The 18,842-nt window shown below is 46.0% G+C and carries 17 protein-coding genes; all 17 read right to left on the bottom strand.

The genetic code is table 11. From position 1 onward, the window contains the following. Positions 1–52 precede the first annotated feature (52 nt). Entirely contained in the window at positions 53–5,431 is a 5,379-nt protein-coding gene (locus tag FGS84_RS02650; protein ID WP_171024764.1) for a SpaA isopeptide-forming pilin-related protein, read from the bottom strand. A gap of 90 nt (positions 5,432–5,521) precedes the next feature. Then, complete coding sequence (locus FGS84_RS02645; protein ID WP_243129814.1) at positions 5,522–6,310, bottom strand: hypothetical protein; 789 nt, start codon at positions 6,308–6,310, stop codon at positions 5,522–5,524. A 235-nt stretch (positions 6,311–6,545) separates the two neighbouring features. Beyond that, a complete protein-coding gene (locus FGS84_RS02640; RefSeq protein ID WP_015516967.1) occupies positions 6,546–6,719 on the bottom strand; it encodes a hypothetical protein in 174 nt (57 codons plus the stop codon). 5 nt (positions 6,720–6,724) lie between these two features. Next, positions 6,725–7,174, bottom strand: a complete 450-nt coding sequence (locus FGS84_RS02635) for a hypothetical protein (RefSeq protein WP_004611520.1) — start codon at positions 7,172–7,174, stop codon at positions 6,725–6,727. An 8-nt stretch (positions 7,175–7,182) separates the two neighbouring features. Beyond that, positions 7,183–8,103 (bottom strand): ParM/StbA family protein, encoded by a 921-nt coding sequence (locus tag FGS84_RS02630; protein ID WP_044912152.1) that lies wholly within the window; start codon positions 8,101–8,103, stop codon positions 7,183–7,185. Between the two features lie 51 nt (positions 8,104–8,154). Continuing rightward, on the bottom strand, positions 8,155–8,409 hold the full coding sequence (locus FGS84_RS02625) for a hypothetical protein (protein WP_004611518.1): 255 nt from the start codon (positions 8,407–8,409) through the stop codon (positions 8,155–8,157). Continuing rightward, a complete protein-coding gene (locus tag FGS84_RS02620) occupies positions 8,396–8,545 on the bottom strand; it encodes a hypothetical protein (RefSeq protein ID WP_227081570.1) in 150 nt (49 codons plus the stop codon). The genes FGS84_RS02625 and FGS84_RS02620 overlap by 14 nt, the downstream gene beginning before the upstream one ends. A gap of 585 nt (positions 8,546–9,130) precedes the next feature. Further along, on the bottom strand, positions 9,131–9,430 hold the full coding sequence (locus FGS84_RS02615) for a DUF6462 family protein (RefSeq protein ID WP_022377866.1): 300 nt from the start codon (positions 9,428–9,430) through the stop codon (positions 9,131–9,133). Beyond that, positions 9,423–9,896, bottom strand: coding sequence for a DUF6462 family protein (locus tag FGS84_RS02610; protein ID WP_118279460.1), 474 nt, complete (start codon positions 9,894–9,896; stop codon positions 9,423–9,425). The genes FGS84_RS02615 and FGS84_RS02610 overlap by 8 nt, the downstream gene beginning before the upstream one ends. 9 nt (positions 9,897–9,905) lie before the next feature. Then, entirely contained in the window at positions 9,906–10,133 is a 228-nt protein-coding gene (locus FGS84_RS02605) for a DUF6462 family protein (protein ID WP_138304206.1), read from the bottom strand. Between the two features lie 243 nt (positions 10,134–10,376). Continuing rightward, positions 10,377–11,873, bottom strand: a complete 1,497-nt coding sequence (gene lysS, locus FGS84_RS02600; RefSeq protein ID WP_138306160.1) for a lysine--tRNA ligase — start codon at positions 11,871–11,873, stop codon at positions 10,377–10,379. Positions 11,874–11,897: 24 nt separating this feature from the next. Beyond that, positions 11,898–12,380, bottom strand: a complete 483-nt coding sequence (gene greA, locus FGS84_RS02595; protein WP_002574940.1) for a transcription elongation factor GreA — start codon at positions 12,378–12,380, stop codon at positions 11,898–11,900. Between the two features lie 105 nt (positions 12,381–12,485). Further along, a complete protein-coding gene (dusB, locus tag FGS84_RS02590) occupies positions 12,486–13,451 on the bottom strand; it encodes a tRNA dihydrouridine synthase DusB (protein WP_138306159.1) in 966 nt (321 codons plus the stop codon). Continuing rightward, a complete protein-coding gene (locus FGS84_RS02585; protein WP_002587783.1) occupies positions 13,452–13,802 on the bottom strand; it encodes a DUF6145 family protein in 351 nt (116 codons plus the stop codon). Positions 13,803–13,885: 83 nt separating this feature from the next. After that, complete coding sequence (gene pfkA, locus FGS84_RS02580; RefSeq protein WP_138306158.1) at positions 13,886–14,860, bottom strand: 6-phosphofructokinase; 975 nt, start codon at positions 14,858–14,860, stop codon at positions 13,886–13,888. A gap of 94 nt (positions 14,861–14,954) precedes the next feature. After that, positions 14,955–18,440, bottom strand: a complete 3,486-nt coding sequence (locus FGS84_RS02575; protein ID WP_138306157.1) for a DNA polymerase III subunit alpha — start codon at positions 18,438–18,440, stop codon at positions 14,955–14,957. A gap of 139 nt (positions 18,441–18,579) precedes the next feature. After that, positions 18,580–18,834: an HPr family phosphocarrier protein gene (locus FGS84_RS02570; RefSeq protein ID WP_002564619.1), complete on the bottom strand. Its 255-nt coding sequence runs from the start codon at positions 18,832–18,834 to the stop codon at positions 18,580–18,582. Between the last annotated feature and the right edge of the window lie 8 nt (positions 18,835–18,842).

The following is an 18,842-nucleotide window of genomic DNA, read 5'->3' as shown; positions in this document are numbered from 1 at the left end:
AAAAAAGCGGAGAACATAAGTCACTGGCTTACATTCCCCACAAGGTTAATTGTTACTGTTTATTCTTTTTCTTTCTTCCACGAAGTCCGACTCCAACACCTGTAATAAGTGCAAGTGCACCGATTCCAAGATAAAGAAGCGGATTTGCATTGTCGCCTGTCTGTGGAAGCTTAGGCTCTGTCGGTACATTGGCAAGCTTAAGAGTTGCTACAACAACATCCGGTGCATTGTCATCATATCGAAGAGTTACATCGTGAGCTGTTTCATCAAGGATATATCCGTCAGCTGCTTTTGTCTCAACTACTGTATAATGGATATCTTCCTTAAATGAACCATCCTCATTGTAAGTACAGATAGGAAGCTCCTTGCTCTCTGCATGACCATTCTTGTCAGTAGTGAGTGTATCAAGCACCTTTCCGTCCTTATCCCTTACTTCAAATACAACACCCTCGATCGGCTTTCCGGTTACTTTGTCAGTTTTCTCAATGACAATCTTACCGACTGCCTGCTCATCCTTCATGGATACCTTCTGGATTTCTGCTGTCTCCTTTACTTCAAAGGTTACATCACTTGCCACCTTATATCCATATGGTGCAGATTCCTCTCTGAGTGTGTACTTTCCGACAGGAAGTCTCTCAATCATATGAGTCTTTCCTGCCTCTGATGTCCAGCTCTCAACAAGCTTTCCATCAGCATCAATAACCGAAAGCTTTGCTCCAGGCAATTCTTTCTTGCCTGTGATATCAGTCTTTGAAATTTCTACCTTGATCGGTGCATTTTCAAATGCTGCCTTAAACTCGATAACCTTTACCTTATCTCCCTGATATGAAGCATCCACATCAAAAATCTTATCAGACTTCACATAGCCCTTTGGTGCCTCAATCTCTTTGACATAATACTGTCCAAGCGGAAGGTCAGAGGTAAATGTTACTTTGCCATCCTTTCCAGTAACACCTCTCTCAATCTGTGTATCTGCTTTGACAATGACTTTTCCATCTTTATTTACGATATCCTCTTTCGCAAATAAGCCGAATACTGCACCTTCAAGAGCATTCTTCGTCTCTGAATCAGTCTTTGTGACAGTAATCTGCACCTTCTGTCTCTCATTGGTTACATCCATTCCCGCAAATACAACCTTTGTATTCTGGTCGATATAAGAAAGGTCTGCATCAATCGGTGTATCATCCAGCACAAATCCATCTAATGTCTTTGTCTCTACAAGATAATACTTGCCAAGTGGAAGGTCATCAATTCTTGCAATGCCCTTATCGTTCGTAACAATGGTTGCTACCTTGTCACCAGCTTTGTGGTATACAGTTCCAAGTCCGTCTGCACTTACGATATCCTCTTTTGCATATACATCAAAGGTTACTCCTGCGAGACTATCCTTGAAGTAATTGAAAATGAAATCATACCAGTGTCCCTTCATAAGAGTGGTATCTGTTACAAACTCACCATCCTTGTTGATTACGATAGAACCTGTCGGAACCTCGTCCTTCATCTCGACATGCTGCACATCGCCTGTATCCTCTACTGTAAACTGAATATCGGTTGCTTTCAGGTATCCGTATGGAGCAAACTCCTCACGAAGTGTGTAAGTCTCTCCTACGACAAGTTTCTTGATCACATGTGCTTCCTTGGCATCAGATGTCCAAGTGTCTACCACATTTCCATCCTTATCAAGTACAGTAAGTGTTGCACCTGTAAGCTCTGCACCACTTGTGATATCTGTCTTTGTAAACTCAAAGGTTGTAGGAGTGTTTTTATACTCGCTGTTATATACAGCAGTCTTAACATCCTGTCCCTGATATTTTGTATCAAAGTTTACTGCTTCCTCATTTGTCACATATCCGGCTGGCTTTACAAGCTCCCTTGCAACATATTTTGCGAATGGATAATCCTTAACAAAAGCAATCTTTCCATTCTCATCAGATGTTGCCTTCTCAAGAAGTGTGCCTTTCTCGATAATAACTCTGCCATCAGCATTCTTGATATCCTCATCTGCATAAAGACCAAATACTGCACCTGCAATCGGTGTGTTATCTTCTGCATCAAGCTTAGTCACTGACATATCAAGCTTCTGTCTGTCATCTGAGAAAGTAAGGCTTTCCTTGATAACAGGTGTCTTATCATCCACATATGTGAATGTCACTTTCTGCTCATTCGGATTTAATACATATCCGTATGGAGCTTCCACTTCCACAACTCTGTACTGTCCAAGAGGAAGATTCTTAGCTGTTGCCTTTCCATCCTTACCTGTTGTAAGAGTTGTCACAAGGTCTCCCTTGCTGTAATACTTAATGCGGTTTCCGTCTGCATCCTTCTGGTTGTCTGCTGTGTAAATATCCTCGGCAGCATAAACTTTGAATTTTGCTCCGGCAAGTGAGCCTTCCTTATAAACAAACTCTTTCTCATATGAGCTTGCAAGAAGTCCACCCTTGAATCCGTCAAGTACCTCTCCCTTCTTTTCTACAGTCAGCTCTCCGACTGCAGGGGCATCGGAATATTCCACTGTGATGATGGCATCATTTGTATCACCATCTGTCTCAAATGCTGTGTCAGTATCAACAGAAATGTTGACATACTTATCATTTACAACATATCCAAATGGTGCAGACACTTCCTCAATGCGGTAGTTACCGATTTTAAGTGCTTCCGGTAAGATTAAATCTCCGTCCTCATCAGTAAAGAATGAAGTATGCTCTACCTTTGACGGATAAGTTGTGTACTGCTTTACATATTCGTTCTTATCAATATTAAAGATCTTAAACTCTGCGTTTGGTACAAGTACTGTCTGCTTTGTATCGGAATCCTTCTTGATTACACGAAGCTTTGCTGTAAACTCTCTGTCCAAGAAAACTCTCCATGTCTGAGGCTCTGTTGGATGATTCTCCTTTATCTTTACCTCAAATGGCTTGATTGTCTTCATGTTATGCGGAGTCTTTGATTCAACTACCACATAAGTTCCATAAGGAATTGCAATGGAAACTGCATGTCCCTTATCATCGGATGTGATTGTTGTTGCTCCGTTTTCCCCGATTACCACAGGAGTAGCCTTATCAAAGTCATAACTTCCATCTGCCTTTACGGATAAAGAAGATTTTAAGTATGCTGTGAACTCTGCACCTGCAAGCAGTCCTGCTTCAGTATCATCGCCATTGTCAGATACCTTGATAAGCTGGAATGGCTGCTTGATGACCTGCTCTGCTGAGGTTGTGCTTCTTGATACCTCTGCTACTAAGTCGCCCTCGTAGTCGCATACCACATCATGCTCCTCTTCGTCTAAGAGATACCCTTCTGATGGAGTAATCTCTTTTACATAATAGTTTCCAAGGTAAAGATTATTAACCTCTGCTTCGCCATTCTTATCTGTTGTAAGTGTTGCTACAAGGTCTCCTGCCTTGAATACGACTCCTGTTGCTCCGTCCGGATGCACGATATCGTTTCTCGCATAAAGACCATAAACTGCACCTTCAAGGCTTGCATCTCCCTGGGCTGCTGCCTTGCCTGATTCCTTGTCTACCTTGTAGATATGAATCTTTGCTGTGGTTCTGTCATTTACAAATGTGTAACTGAATGATGCCTTTGCCTGTGTTTCAGGTAATACATTGAAATTGAAGCTGTAAACATCTTTACTGTTTCTGATATACGCATATGGTGCCTGTGTCTCTTGGATATAATATCCGTTAGAGATTGGCAGATCCACGCTGTAGCTTGCCTTTCCGTCCTCACCTGTAGTTACTGTCTCAAGAGCTGTACCCTTTGTGACGATAACCTGTCCGGCATAGTTTTTGATGTCATTTCCGGCATAAAGTGTGTACTTGCCACCATCAAGAGGGTTCTCTGTGTCAGAGTCCTTCTTTACGACAGATACATCCGCTTTCTGTCTTGTATTCTCAATCGTAGTTGATTCATACTGTACTGTCACAGTCTGGTCCTTATACTCAACTGCTACTGTCTGAGGTGTGGTATTGATTGTATACCCGTCAATGCTCTTAATCTCAGTTACCACATAAGTTCCAAGATGAAGGTCAGATAATACCACCTGTCCGTCAGTTCCTGTTGTAAGGCTTTCTGCCACAACATCGCCAGCACTATACACCTTTGTACCATCTGCCTTATAGATATCTGCTCCGGCAGTTACCTTAAAGGTTGCTCCGGAAAGCTTCTTTTTCTCATAAGTGAAATTGCTTCCATTCCATGAGCTAAGCACCTCACCCTCTTTATAGATTGTGATTGCTCCAAGCTGCTCTTTATCTGTTGCAGAGATTCCCGTTGTCTGTCCTGCTTTTACAGTAAGTGTATGAACTGTACCGGAAAGGACATATCCCTTTGGTGCGGTAATCTCTTTTACATAATAAGTGCCTGCGACAAGTGCAGCTGACTTTGCATATCCGTTTCCATCTGTTGTCATGGTCTGTACTCTGTTTGTGCATCCGCTGTCAGAATAGATTCCATAGACTGCACCGGAAAGCTTCACTCCGCTTGACTCATCTGTCTTTGTAAGTTCACCATATCCGATGTTCTCTGTCTTGACCTTGATATATGCTTTGACAGGATCTGCTGTCGGTCTTTCAGAAATAAACTCCTGATATCCGCTCTTTCCTGTAAGCCAGAATACACAGCTTGATGTTGTCTCAACCTTGCCAGCATTGGATGTGAATGTTCCTGTTGTAGCTGTAGTATTCACGCTCATTGAAGAGATTGTAATACTGTTGCCATTCTTATCAACAGAATATCCGCTGATGCCAAAATCAAAATCCGATAAAACACCATTGCTGTCAGATAATGTTGTTTCAAATCTCTGACTTCCCTCATTCCACTTTAATTCATAAGTTGGTGCCTCACTGGTTCTGCGTGATGCAAAACTTGGAAGCGTTGCATTGTAGGAACTGCTGATATTGTCTCTGAGCCTCTCATAATAGCTGTATGAAGAATCAGGACTTGGTGCTGTGTTACAGAGCTTTCTTGCTGCTGAATCACCACTTCCAGTTCCAAAGATATCTGCTACAATAACCCATACCATTGCCTGTGTTGCGATATATTCATCACACTGGCTGTTGCTTGGTGCCGCCTTTTGTGTACTGTTAAACCCATAATAAAGGCAGTAACTTAAAAGCTTTCTCTGCTGTGCTGACATTGATGTGCTCGCATCATCGTAGCTGTTCATAAGCTGACCGCCATCTGCTCTTAATCCGAAATTCATACAATATGCAGAATTTCCGTCAAGAATTGAATACAGAATCTTGCCATGATTATATCCGGGCTTCAGCTCACTTACTTCTCCGGAATTTTTGACTGACGCATTCCAGAACGCAATATTTGCCTGCGGACTGGCTGCAAATGCTGTTGTTCCATTCGTAAAGAGTGTTCCAACCAGTGTGAGCATAGCCATAAATCCTGCCATAAAACGCTTTAGTTTCTGTTTCATGTGCTCTTTCCTCCTTAATTTACGCATAAAAAAGAAAGACATAAGTTTATGGCTTACATCTTTCTTCCTTCTGCTTCTATTCGTTTTTATTTATCTGTGACATCGAAACTCGTAATAGTCTGTGCCGCCTGTCGTGTAAACTCCATCATAACTGATGTAGAATACCGGATCTGTTTCCAAAAGTAACATACTTGCAATATATTCTGCGATTGCATCCTCAGATGATAACCGCTGTCCATCAATGGTACTTGCTTTGTTGAGGTCTGTCTCTACAAACACACTATAATAAGAGCCTTCCATACCATCGTAAGGATAATACTCATTGTACTCTTCCTGCGTGATACTGCCGTCATTCAAATGATTCTGTAAATTCTGCTGTGTGGTAATCATCCCTCCTGCCTGACACTTTGCTGTTGCAAGTGACACAACATTCTGTGGACTGTACGCCACGGATGCAGGCTGTGAATTGCTCACATTGTCTTTCGGACTGTCTGTAGTCTGACCACCATTACCTGCATTACTCTGATTTCCGCCAGCTTCCTCATTATCATTTACAGAAGCTTTCTGTTCCGGCTCGTCATTCTGCTTTGGCTTTTCTTCCTGCCTTGAAGCAGTTTCATTATCAGTGGACCGGTTATCTTCCTTATCAGTCTTCTCTTCTGAATCTTTAACCTCGGCAATATCTTTCTCTGTCTCTTCACTTCCAGCTTCGGTTGTGACCTCTGTGACAGCTTCCATTGCCATTGCTACTTCTTCAGTTGGCTTTACGCTTTCCGTTTGTTTCTCTGTCTGATTATCAGCCTTTTCCTTACCACCATTACAGGCAGCCATTGAAAAGACCAGTACTGCGGATAATAAGATAATACTTATCTTCTTCATAGTAATCACCCATCCCTTCTCCGCAAGAGGGACGGGCTTTGTGTTCCGTGCCATCCACCCTTGCGGTGAACTATTTATCTGTAATGCACGGGACACATAGGACTGTCCCGTATTCTGTGCATCTTAAACTCCTTTCATTATACCAGCTCTCTTATTTTAAAGAAATACTGCATAAGTCTTCTGTTTTTCTTGTAATTTAAGAATAAACCCTTTACCTGCATACGCTCACCTCCTCTCAGAATGTGCCCATTCTTACGAATGAAAGAAATATCCTTGCCACCATAGCGAATAGAAGAAGAATTATCCTGGCAAGTCCTAAGACCAGCTTCAACGCTCCAAGAATTATCCTTAATATCCACTTGAGTATCTCTAAAATTACTGTTCCTACGGCTCCCATAACTCTTCTCATAATAATCAGTCTCCTTTCGACATCCATCCCATTGCAAGTCCTGCAACATCTGCATCGTCCATAACATCTTCTGTAGGTTCTTGTGCTTCACTATTGGCTGCCTGCATTATTACCGGCTGACCAACATTCATCCCGGATATCACTCCGCCTAACAGCCTTATGACCTCTTTCCTAGCCTCATTGGTTGCTGCTTCAATGACTTCTTCCTTAATGTCATCAATATCTTCTGACCGGATATATTCAGCCCTCTCTTTTTCCTTCTTCTTGATAACAAAAGTTTCTTTTCCATAATTATCAATGTAAAACTGAATCGCATCTATAATGAACTGGTTCTTAGATTTGAAAATCTTCGGATCAAGGTTCTGAATCACATCATTGATTTTCACATGCTGAGGATTGCTCATGTTGAGGCGGACAGAAGTTTTTACTTCATATTCAAGTCTTCTTCCCATCATCTGCCTCCTTATGATAATCGCTTAGTGCTTTTAAGTCCCATTGTGGCAAGCTGCTCATATCCTCTTGCATTTGCCTTTACATCAAGGTTATAGGAAATGTTCTTAGCATCATGACTACCAAAATTCTTCATCACAACTGCCCCGCCTCCGACAAATACAATCGGTGTAGTCTTTAAGTTATACCCAAACTCACGGATTGAGTTATATACCTTATCAACAAAATCCTCTATCTCTGCCTTAATAATGGCAAAGTATTCATCATCAATATCTGACCTGCCATATCGCATGATGTTCTGTATCTCTGACTCGTCTACCTCTCCGTTAAGTTGTCTTACACACTGTTCATTGATAGAACGCATACAGGTAATAAGACCTTTTGGTATCGTCACACACTTTGATTCATCCGGTGACTTGTTGATTACCGGCATAATGTCGATTGTCCAGCTACCGATATCTACTATCAGCGTTTTCTTTGCCATTGTAGGAATCTTGTCCACTACTGCTGCATAACACTGAGGGAATACTGCCACATCATCAATTTCAATATAATACGGCTCATTCTCATATTTGAAGCTTACACGCTTATTCTTTGTCAGGTACTTAATAAAATCATTCTTCTCTGCTCCAAACCTTGTAAGTGGAAGTCCTACTGCAAGGAATACCTTTGCCTCTGCAAGACCTCTTCTTTTAAGTTCCTTAGCAACTGCTGCAAGAGTGAGAAGATAAAAGCTGTCATCTTCGACCTTTGTATCCTTTACTTCCTGCCTCACAGTTCCAACCTTATAGAACTTTCCTTCATACTCAAGTACATCGCCGAAAAGTGCCGGAGTTGTTGTAATCTCCTTAACTCCTGTAACAAATACCTGAGAGATTGTTTTCATCATTGACCAACCATGATCAATGCCGATTACTTCTAACTTGTTATTCATATGTTTTGCACATCCTTTCTTCTTAAACAGCCACTTGAACATCTTAACCACCTACTTTCCTATCAGCTTTCGCATACAAGGAAAACAATAACCATTCCCTTGATAATATGGACATCCGACACATTCCGTCGGAAGTTTCTGTTCTTTTTTCTTAGATGGTTTACAACATGTTCCATTGGCACATCTGTTGTTATGTCCCCAGAAGAATCTACAATGCATACAATCTTTTAATTCTCTTTCAAGCTTTTCTTCTGGAGATACAAACCTGCGTTTCTTATGCTTATCTCTTTTTTCAACTGTTCCCACCAGAGCTCTCCTCCCTTCCAAGGAGTGATTGCTCTCTTATCTGTTCCATTGTCCTGTCCGACTCTCCTGCCGTCCTAGCTAACGAATACAATACGATAAGAACAATAATTATTAATGCTATGCTAAATCCCATCACCACTTTATCCTCCTTCAAATTAGTTGCCATATAGACAGAATTTGAATTTGGAAGTGATATAGTCTACATGGCTATGCTTAACGCTAAGCATGTAGGTACACGCCAGTCTTCTAGACTCCTATATCGCCCCGTGTACAAAGAGGTGTTCTCACCTCCGGGAGTTACAGACGAGCCACAAAATGTGTTTCACGACGCCCTTCTGAATTATCAGAAGCACTATCTCCTCTTTTAGCCTTTTGAGGATAAGGACAAACTTCTCGCCCTCTGTGGTTGATTATCCTTACGCAACATGCCGGTCTACGCTTCGCTTCGGTCCGCGCAGAGCAGAGATCCACCGGATCTCTTGCGCCCTTTTACCAGATTTCCATCCAACTTCTCACCCTTCATCTTTCGATCCATCAGGCTACTAATATGATAGCTGTGACTTTCATCTTCCAGGTACATGCCCCGTAAATTTACTACCTACAGATACTCTGCAGTGCAAACTACTTTGCAAATCTGTAACTGATTATTAAATTGTTCATCCCAAGTTTTTCTTGGAATGTCCATATATTACATTAGTTTCTATAATGCCGAAAGTGACAATCACGGGTCTTTTTTATCAAAACAGGTACTATTGTGGTCTTTTTTATCTTCGCTTGACAATTTATTCCAAATATGTTTGGGCAATGGTCTTGTTGGTTCCTTAAATTTTTCCAAATACATCTCAAAGATATCAGTGTTAATCAACGCTGAATTTCCAACCTTATACACTGCCCCTGCTTCAGAAGCCAAAACCATAATCCTTGATTTACTTATGCCATAAATAATGGCACCCTCAGTAGCATTTACATATTTTTTCATAATGTCTTTTGTATCTGAATAGAACTTATATGAGTTACTCATTCAATTCACCTTCTTCCTGCCCATATAACGGCTCTTTCAAAGGTCTTGCAGGTTGTCTGAATTGCTCCATATAATTATCAAATATTTCCAAATTGATTAACACAGTCCCCCCTGTTCCCTCATTTATTTTATATGTTGCACCTGCTGCTCTAGCCAACTCGATAAATCTATGTCTGCCAATACTGTATATAATTGAAGCTTCTCCAATTCTCGCAAACTTTTTAATTATCTGCTTATTTGTTCCCGGCACTTTATATATGTGTTTCATAAACTCATCAAACCTTTCCTTTTTTACCAAATGAATACGGGTAAGCTTGTATAAAGAACTTGCAGCCTTAGCTATATATTCAGTTTCCTCAACACTAAATCCATATTCATAAGCCACCTCTTCGACCTTTATGTATCTTTTTATTACCTCCCCACCATGAAGATAAGCCCTAACATCTGGCTGTAATTGTGTTACCATCCTTTTCACCTACTTATAAAATTCATCATCAACTATATGGAATGTCTCAAGGTACTCATCAAATATTATTAAATTCACAAGTACTAACTGACCTAACTTATAGATTGCTTTGGCATCCTTAGCCATTTGCATAAACTTTGATACGCCCATATGATACATTTCTGCTCCTTCGCTATATCTTACAAACTTTGTATTACCATTCTTCTTAAATTCCTGATATGCCTTTGTGTGTTCCATGCTATTCTCCTTTCGGTATTTCAATTGTTCCTATAACGCAAAAAGAGGACATCTTCTAAATTTCTTTAGAAAATGTCCTCTAAGTAATACAATCTTTAATTTTTCAGACTAAGCAATCTGTACTAACCTGTACTAATCTTTTTTTGACTATGCCAAAAATTGGTCAAATCTTAGTCAAAACCCCTTGACCAACTATATATTTTAGTACATCCAAGTGCTGAAACCCTTGATTTTCCTGCATTCTTACTTATCAATAGACTTCATTGTTGGGAACAGCAGAACGTCCCTGATTGCCGGTGAATCCGTCAGCAGCATGACCATACGGTCAATACCGAATCCGATTCCTCCCGTAGGAGGCATACCTACCTCCAGGGCATTTAAGAAGTCCTCGTCCGTATGGTTGGCTTCCTCGTCCCCCTGGGCCAGAAGCTCTTCCTGGGCTTTGAACCGTTCTCTCTGGTCAATGGGGTCATTGATTTCAGAGTAAGCGTTTGCCATCTCCCAGCCGTTCATAAAGAACTCAAAGCGCTCCACATAATCCGGGTTGCCCGGCTTTTTCTTGGTCAGCGGGGAAATCTCCACCGGATGGTCCAGAACAAAGGTGGGCTGAACCAGGTGCTCCTCTGCAAACTCCTCAAAGAACAGGTTCAGGATATCGCCCTTCTTATGGCGTCCTTCGAACTCCACACCCTTTTCCTTGGCAGCGGCCCTTGCCTCCTCCAGGGTATGAATCTGGTCAAAATCAACTCCGGCATACTTCTTAACCGCATCCACCATGGTGATGCGGGCAAAGGGCTTGCCTAAATCCATCTCCACGCCCTTATAAGTAATGGTGGTGGTGCCCAGTACCTCCTGAGCCACAAAACGGTACAGCTTCTCGGTCAGGTCCATCATCCCGTTGTAATCCGTATAAGCCTGATACAGCTCCATCAGGGTGAATTCCGGGTTATGTCTGGTGTCCAGACCTTCGTTGCGGAACACACGCCCAATCTCATATACCCTCTCAAGCCCGCCTACAATCAGCCTCTTCAGATAAAGCTCCAGGGATATGCGGAGCTTTAAATCCTCGTCCAGGGCATTGAAGTGAGTCTCGAACGGCCTGGCGGCAGCGCCGCCTGCATTGGATACCAGCATAGGGGTCTCCACTTCCATGAAGCCCTGGCCGCCCAGATATTTCCGGATGGCTGCCAGAATCCTGGAACGCTTGATAAAGGTATCCTTTACCTCCGCATTCATGATTAAGTCCACGTAGCGCTGGCGGTAACGCATATCCGTATCCGTCAGGCCATGGAACTTCTCAGGAAGCACCTGGAGGCTCTTGGAAAGAAGGGTTACCTCCGTTGCATGAATGGATATCTCGCCTGTCTTGGTGGTAAAAGCAGTTCCCTTTACGCCCACGATATCGCCGATATCCATTTTCTTGAAATCCTTGTAAGGCTCCTCACCCACGCTGTCCCTGGCCACATAGACCTGGATGTTGCCTTTTAAATCCTGTACATTACAGAAAGAAGCCTTGCCCATGACGCGTTTGAACATCATACGGCCTGCAATGGCTGCTTCCTTCCCCTCCCACTGCTCATAGTTATCCTTGATATCCATGCTGTGGGCAGTCACATCATATTTTGTAATCTGGAAAGGGTCCTTTCCAGCTGCCTGAAGCTCCGCCAGCTTATCCCTGCGCGCCTTCAGCACATGATTTAAATCTGTATCTGCCTGATTAACCTTCTGCTGTTCTCCCACGTCCTTAGCTCCTTTGTGTCAGATTTATGAAACCCTCTGGATTTCCAGCACCTTATACTGGATATCCCCTGCCTGGGTTTCCACGTCTACGCAGTCACCCACTACCTTGCCAATCAGGGCGCGGCCTACCGGTGACTCGTTGCTTATCTTATTCTGCAGGCTGTTGGCCTCAGTGGAACCAACGATATAGAACTCCATCTCCTCGTCATACTCCACATCCAGAAGCTTTACCTTACACCCGATATTAATCTTATCCAGGTCGATTTCATCCTCTACCACGACCTCTGCATTCTTAAGAAGCTTCTCCAGTTCCTCGATACGCAGTTCAATGTCCCTCTGCTCATCCTTGGCCGCATCATACTCTGCATTCTCGGACAAATCACCCTGCTCTCTTGCTTCCTTAATTTTCTGCGCAACTTCTTTTCTCTTGACAACTTTCAGATTCTGCAGTTCATCTTCGTACTGTTTGAGTCCGGCATATGTCAAAATATGTTTCTTATCTGCCATCTTACCCGCTTCCTTCCTTACATTCTTAATTTATGTTGATTTCACTTGAGTATCATTCTTAATGTCCACACATTCTGAGTATTATATAGGAAAATGTGTCCATTGTCAAGATTGGATTTTCCTGTCCAGAAGCTCTATGAATCCCTCCAATGTCTCCACCTGGTTGATTTCATTCCTGAGCGTTGCTGAGTGGGGCATTCCTTTTGTATACCAGGCCATATGGCCTCTCATCTCCCGCATGGCAACCCCCTCCCCCTTGAACCGGACCAGCATGCGCCCGTGCCTCAGAATCATGGCCTTTATCTCAGCCATGGACGGACCGGGCAGAACCTGGCCGGTATCCAGATAGTGGTTAATCCGGCCGAACAGCCAGGGATTTCCCTTGGCTCCCCTGGCCACCATGATGCCGTCGCACCCTGTCTCCTTAAGCATCCTTCCGGCGTCCTCCGGCGTAAAGATATCCCCGTTTCCGATAACAGGTATCCTTACAGCCTCCTTTACCCGGCGGATGATGTCCCAGTCCGCCTTTCCGGAGTAGTACTGCTCCCTGGTGCGCCCATGGACAGCCACCGCAGCAACGCCGCAGCTTTCCGCCATTTTCGCAAATTCCACTGCATTGACAGAGAGGTCGTTGAATCCCTTGCGGAACTTCACGGTCACAGGCTTTTTTACGGCCTTCACCATGGCAGTCAGCACCTCCTGGGCGCGCCTGGGATTTTTCATCAGAGCGGAGCCTTCGCCGTTGTTGACGATTTTCGGCACAGGGCACCCCATGTTTACATCAATATAATCATAGGGCCCTTCCTCCAGCCTGGCTGCAATCTCCGCCATAATATCCGGCTCCGACCCAAAGAGCTGCACTGCCGCCGGCCGCTCGGCCGGGTCTATCTGAAGCAGCTCCCTGGTATTCCTGTTGTTGTACAGTATCGCCTTTGCGCTGACCATCTCAGTCACCACGCATCCGGCTCCCTGTTCCCGGCACAGCACCCGGAAGGGCAGGTCCGTGACGCCTGCCATGGGCGCCAGTATTACATTATTCTCAAGAACCGTATTTCCAATCCTCAGTTTCATTTAATCTTCCCCGTCATCCTCTATATCTATGTCCTCGCCCAGGAAAAATGTCCTGTAATACAGTTCCAGCGCTTCCAGCATTTCTTTTTTCTCTTCCTGGTACTGCTTGATTTTAAGGACGCTTCCTATCTCGTCAAAGAGATAATCCGTTTCCTCTGAGGTCACCCTGAATTCCAGGTTTCCTTTTTCGTCAAATTCCATGGTCAGCACGCCGCCCACATCCTCTGTATAGAGCACGCACATGATTTGGAGCTCATCCCTTATGGACTGGGGCAGGGATTTAAAATCCTGGTTAAAATAATATTTCTGTTCATAGGAATTGGCTCCGCAGAGCACTGTCGTATCCTTCATCTCATCTCTCCACAAAAGTCCGCTGCCTGTGACAGGCGGCGGACTTTCCATTCTATCATTGTTTATGTTCTCACATTCCCGGATTAACGAATCAGCATCTTGGCTATCTCGTACTGCTCTTCCGGGATGTCCTTTGTCATGTTCAGGGCTTCCTGGATATCGAAATCCACAAACTCACCGTGCTTATAGGCTACCAGGCGGTTGCTCTTGCCTGCGGCCAGAAGCTCTGCTGCCTTGGCGCCCATGATGGAGGCGTATACCCTGTCCTTGCAGGTAGGCGTTCCGCCGCGCTGCATGTGGCCCAGGATGGTGGCCCTTGTCTCAATGCCCGTGGCAGCCTCAATACGCTTTGCCATGGAGCCGGAATGGCCGATTCCCTCTGCATTGATGATGATGTTATGTTTCTTGCCACGTCTGCGGTTGTCGATAATCCGGTTAATCAGGGCCTGCTCATTGCCGTCGTAGCGCTCCGGCAGAAGGATGTCCTCCGCACCGTTTCCGATGCCGCACCACAGTGCGATGTATCCGGCGTTGCGCCCCATAACCTCCACGATGCTGCACCGCTCATGGGATGTGGATGTATCACGAATCTTATCAATTGCTTCCATGGCCGTGTTGACAGCCGTATCAAAACCAATGGTGTAATCGGTGCAGGCAATATCCAGGTCAATGGTTCCCGGAAGGCCGATTGTATTGATGCCCAGGGCGGACAGCTTTCCCGCGCCCCGGAAGGAACCGTCGCCTCCGATGACCACCATTCCGTCAATGCCATGCTTTCGGCAGATATCAGCGCCCTTCTGCTGGCCTTCCGCTGTGGTGAATTCCTTACATCTTGCCGTGTAAAGGATGGTACCGCCGCGGTTGATGATGTCAGACACGCTGGTGGACTCCATGTCCACGATTTCCTCCTCCAGCAGGCCTGCGTATCCACGCATGATGCCCTTTACCTTAAGGCCCTTATTGATAGCAGTCCTTACAACCGCGCGGATTGCCGCGTTCATTCCCGGCGCATCGCCTCCGCTGGTAAGTACTCCAATGGTTTTCACTGCCTTTGCCATAGCAATTTACCTCCTTGTATTAAGCACATGCAAATTCCGCCTGTGCTGACGTTGCTCTCAATCATTCATTCTCTCATCTATACCCAACGCTATTCTAATTCATTTTCCCCAGCTTTTCAAGACCTTTTTCTACGACTTTGACATTTTTTTCACCAAGTCCTTCTCCCAGGTCTTTCAAAAGTCCGGGCGTAACCTGGACATTCCAGTTGGCCGGAAGGACTTTCTTGGCCCTCTCCTTCTGGAGGTAAATGACCACCCGGTCCTTTCCCTCGCTGGACCGCAGGGAGGTAAGCAGACGCTGCTCCCCGGCCTGATACGTCTCCATATCCGGGAACTGGAGCCACAGCTCCTTAGGTATACTCTCAAAGGGAATCACCTGCTCGCACACCAGTTTTCCCACCGGGTCATCGCCAATGGATACCCTTCCTTTGATAAACAGCTTGGAGTCCTCGGTGAACAGTTCCCGGTTGGCCTCATAATCCCTTGGAAACACAATGACTTCCACAGGTCCCAGCAGGTCCTCCAGGGTGATAAATGCCATGAGCTGGTTGGTCCTGGTGGTCTTCACGGTCTTGCCTGCCACCAGCCCTCCTATCACTGCCCTGGATCCGTCCTCCACCCCGGCCTTGTCCGTCTCCTCATCCACAATAAACTGGGCGGAGGTGGCTGTTATATTCCTCCTCCATGTCTCCTCATAGTCGTCCAGAGGATGGCCGCTGATGTAAACTCCCAGTATTTCTTTCTCAAAAGCAAGAAGCTCATCCTTTGAGTATTCCCCCACATCGGGAAATGTAATCTGGAATTCATTCCTGTCTTCCTCACCAACAATGTCAAAAAGACTTAACTGACCCTCGAACATGGACTTTTTCTCCCTGGCCTTAACCTCCAGCATGGTGGGAGCCACGGCCATCTTCTGCCGTCTGGTGCCCGGCAGCGTATCCAGGGCGCCTGACTTGATGAAATTTTCCAGGGTCCTTTTGTTTACCTCCTTCATGCTCATACGCCCCACAAAATCCTCCATGGAACGGAAGGGACCGTTTTTCTCCCGCTCCGCCAGGATTACCTCTGTCACTGGTTTGCCCACGCTCTTGATGGCGGACAGGCCGTAGCGGATGGCGTCCCCTGACACGGAGAAACCGCTTTCTCCCTCATTGATATCCGGAGGCAGCACGGGAATGCCCATCATCCGGCGGCAGGTCAGCACATACTCGGAAAATTTACTTACATTATCCATGACCGATGTCATAAGGGCGGCCATGAATTCCCTGGGATAATAGTATTTCAGATAGGCCGTCTGGTAGGAAACCACTGCATAGGCGGCTGCGTGGGACTTGTTGAAGGCGTACTTTGCAAAGTCAATCATCTCGTCATAGATATGGTTTGCCGTCTGCTCGCTGATTCCATTGTCCACACAGCCCCTGACCCCTTCCTCCCGGTTGCCGTATACAAAGTTCCGGCGCTCCTTTTCCATGACAGACGTCTTTTTCTTGCTCATGGCGCGGCGCACCAGGTCGCTGCGTCCCATGGTGTATCCGGCCAAATCACGCACAATCTGCATAACCTGCTCCTGGTATACAATACAGCCGTAGGTGGGGCTTAATATGGGCTCCAGCTGAGGGCAGTCATAGGTGATGGAAGCCCTGTCGTTCTTTCCCTTCAGGTATTTGGGTATAAAGTCCATGGGGCCGGGGCGGTACAGGGAGATGCCTGCTATGATATCCTCCAGGTTCTCCGCCTTAAGCTCCTTCATAAAGCTTTTCATCCCCGCGCTTTCCAGCTGGAACACGCCCTCGGTCCTGCCTGTTCCGATGGATTCAAGTACCTTTTTATCGTCAAAGTCAATGTGGTCAATGTCAATGGATATGCCGTAGTCCTTCTCGGCCAGCCGCACCGCGTTCTGTATGACGGTAAGGGTCCGCAGGCCCAGGAAATCCATTTTCAGAAGTCCCAGCTCCTCGATGGTGGTCATGGTAAACTGGGTGGTGATGGTACCGTCAGAGGCCCTGGAAAGGGGTACAAACTCGTCAATGGACCTGCTGCCAATCACCACCCCGGCCGCATGCATGGAGGTATGCCTGGGCAGTCCCTCCAGACGTCTGGACATGTCGATGAGATAATGGACCTGCTCATCCTCATTGTAGGCCTTCTTAAGGTCCGGGTTCATGGTCAGGGCCTTGTCCAGCGTCATGCCCAGGTCCCCGGGAATCATCTTGGCGATGGTGTCGCACAGGGAATAGGGCAGGTCCAGCACACGCCCCACATCCCGGACAACGCCCTTTGCAGCCAGGGTACCAAAGGTTACAATCTGCACCACCTGGTCCTTGCCGTACTTGCGCACCACATAGTCGATTACCTCCTGACGCCGTTCGTAGCAGAAGTCAATGTCGATATCAGGCATGGACACACGCTCCGGGTTCAGGAAACGCTCAAAGAGAAGGTTGTAGCGCACCGGGTCTATGTTGGTGATTCCCAGCGTATAGGACACAATGCTTCCTGCTGCAGAGCCCCGCCCCGGCCCCACGATGATGTCCCGGGAGCGGGCGTAATTGATGAAATCCCACACAATCAGGAAGTAATCCACATATCCCATGGAACGGATAACTTCCAGCTCATAGTCCAGGCGGCTGCTCAGGGTGCCGTCATCATCCGGGTACCGCGTCTGAAAGCCCTCCCTGCACAGATGGTTTAAGTAGGTCCAGGAATCATAGCCCTCCGGAACTTCGTATTTCGGAAGCTTGGTAACCCCGAACTCAATCTCCACATTGCAGCGCTCCGCTATCATATGGGTATTTTCAATGGCCTCAGGCGCATAGGGAAACAGGGCCCGCATCTCGTCCTCTGATTTGCAGTAATACTGGCCTCCCTCATAGCGCATCCTGTCCTCATCCGCCACCTTCTTGCCGGTCTGGATGCACAGAAGGATGTCGTGGGCCTTCTCATCCTCGGCATAGGTGTAGTGGATATCGTTGGTTGCCACCAGCTTAAGGCCCGTATCCCTGCTCATGCGCATAAGGCCCTGGTTTACCAGCTTTTGGTCCGGCAGCCCGTGGTCCTGAAGCTCCAGGAAGAAATTGTCCTTTCCGAATATGTCCACATACCGGCCGGATGCCCTGACCGCCTCCTCATACATTCCCCTGGTCAGGTAGCGCTGCACCTCCCCTGCCAGACAGGCGCTGAGCGCAATGATTCCCTCGTGGTAGGTCCTTAAGACCTCGTAGTCCACCCTGGGTTTATAGTAAAATCCGTCCACGAATCCTTTGGACACAATTTTCATCAGGTTTTCATAGCCCCTGTTGTTCTCCGCCAGCAGCACAAGGTGGTAATACCGGTCCTCGCCGCTTACTGTCTCCCGGTCAAAGCGGGACCCCGGGGCCACATAGACCTCGCATCCCAGAATCGGCTTGATGCCGGCTTCCCTGGCTGCTTTATAAAAATCAATCACGCCATACATCACGCCATGGTCCGTGACAGCCATGCTGTCCATGCCAAGCTCCTTTGCCCTGGCTGTCAGCTCCTTGATTTTACAGGAGCCGTCCAGAAGGCTGTATTCCGTATGGACGTGCAAATGGGTAAATGCCATTCCCTATTCTCTCCTTATCGTTTCGGTATAAATTGCCGTTCGAGTAACAGTTTATCATAAATCCGGATAAAAGAAAAGAGAACCAGGCAAGTCCTGCCTGATTCCCATTATCTATCTCTCCAAACAAACGGACTGGTAGTTACTGGTTTTTCAGATACTTCTCAATTTCAGTTACAGCTGCCTCCTCATCCTTTCCGTCGGCTTCCACCAAGATGGATTCGCCCGCGGTCAGACAGAGAGTCATCATTCCCATGATGCTCTTGGCATTCACACGCTTTGCCTCTGCTTCCAGGTAAATCGCGCTTTCGTACTGACTGGCTACCTGCACCAACATAGCTGCCGGTCTTGCCTCAAGTCCTGATGCCAATTCAACTGTAATCAATTTCTTTACCATAATAATCC

Source organism: Clostridium sp. 1001271st1 H5 (genome assembly GCF_005845215.1).
Classification (GTDB): domain Bacteria; phylum Bacillota; class Clostridia; order Lachnospirales; family Lachnospiraceae; genus Enterocloster.
The sequence above is the reverse complement of the archived record's forward strand: the minus strand, read 5'-3'. Positions and strand labels throughout refer to the sequence as shown.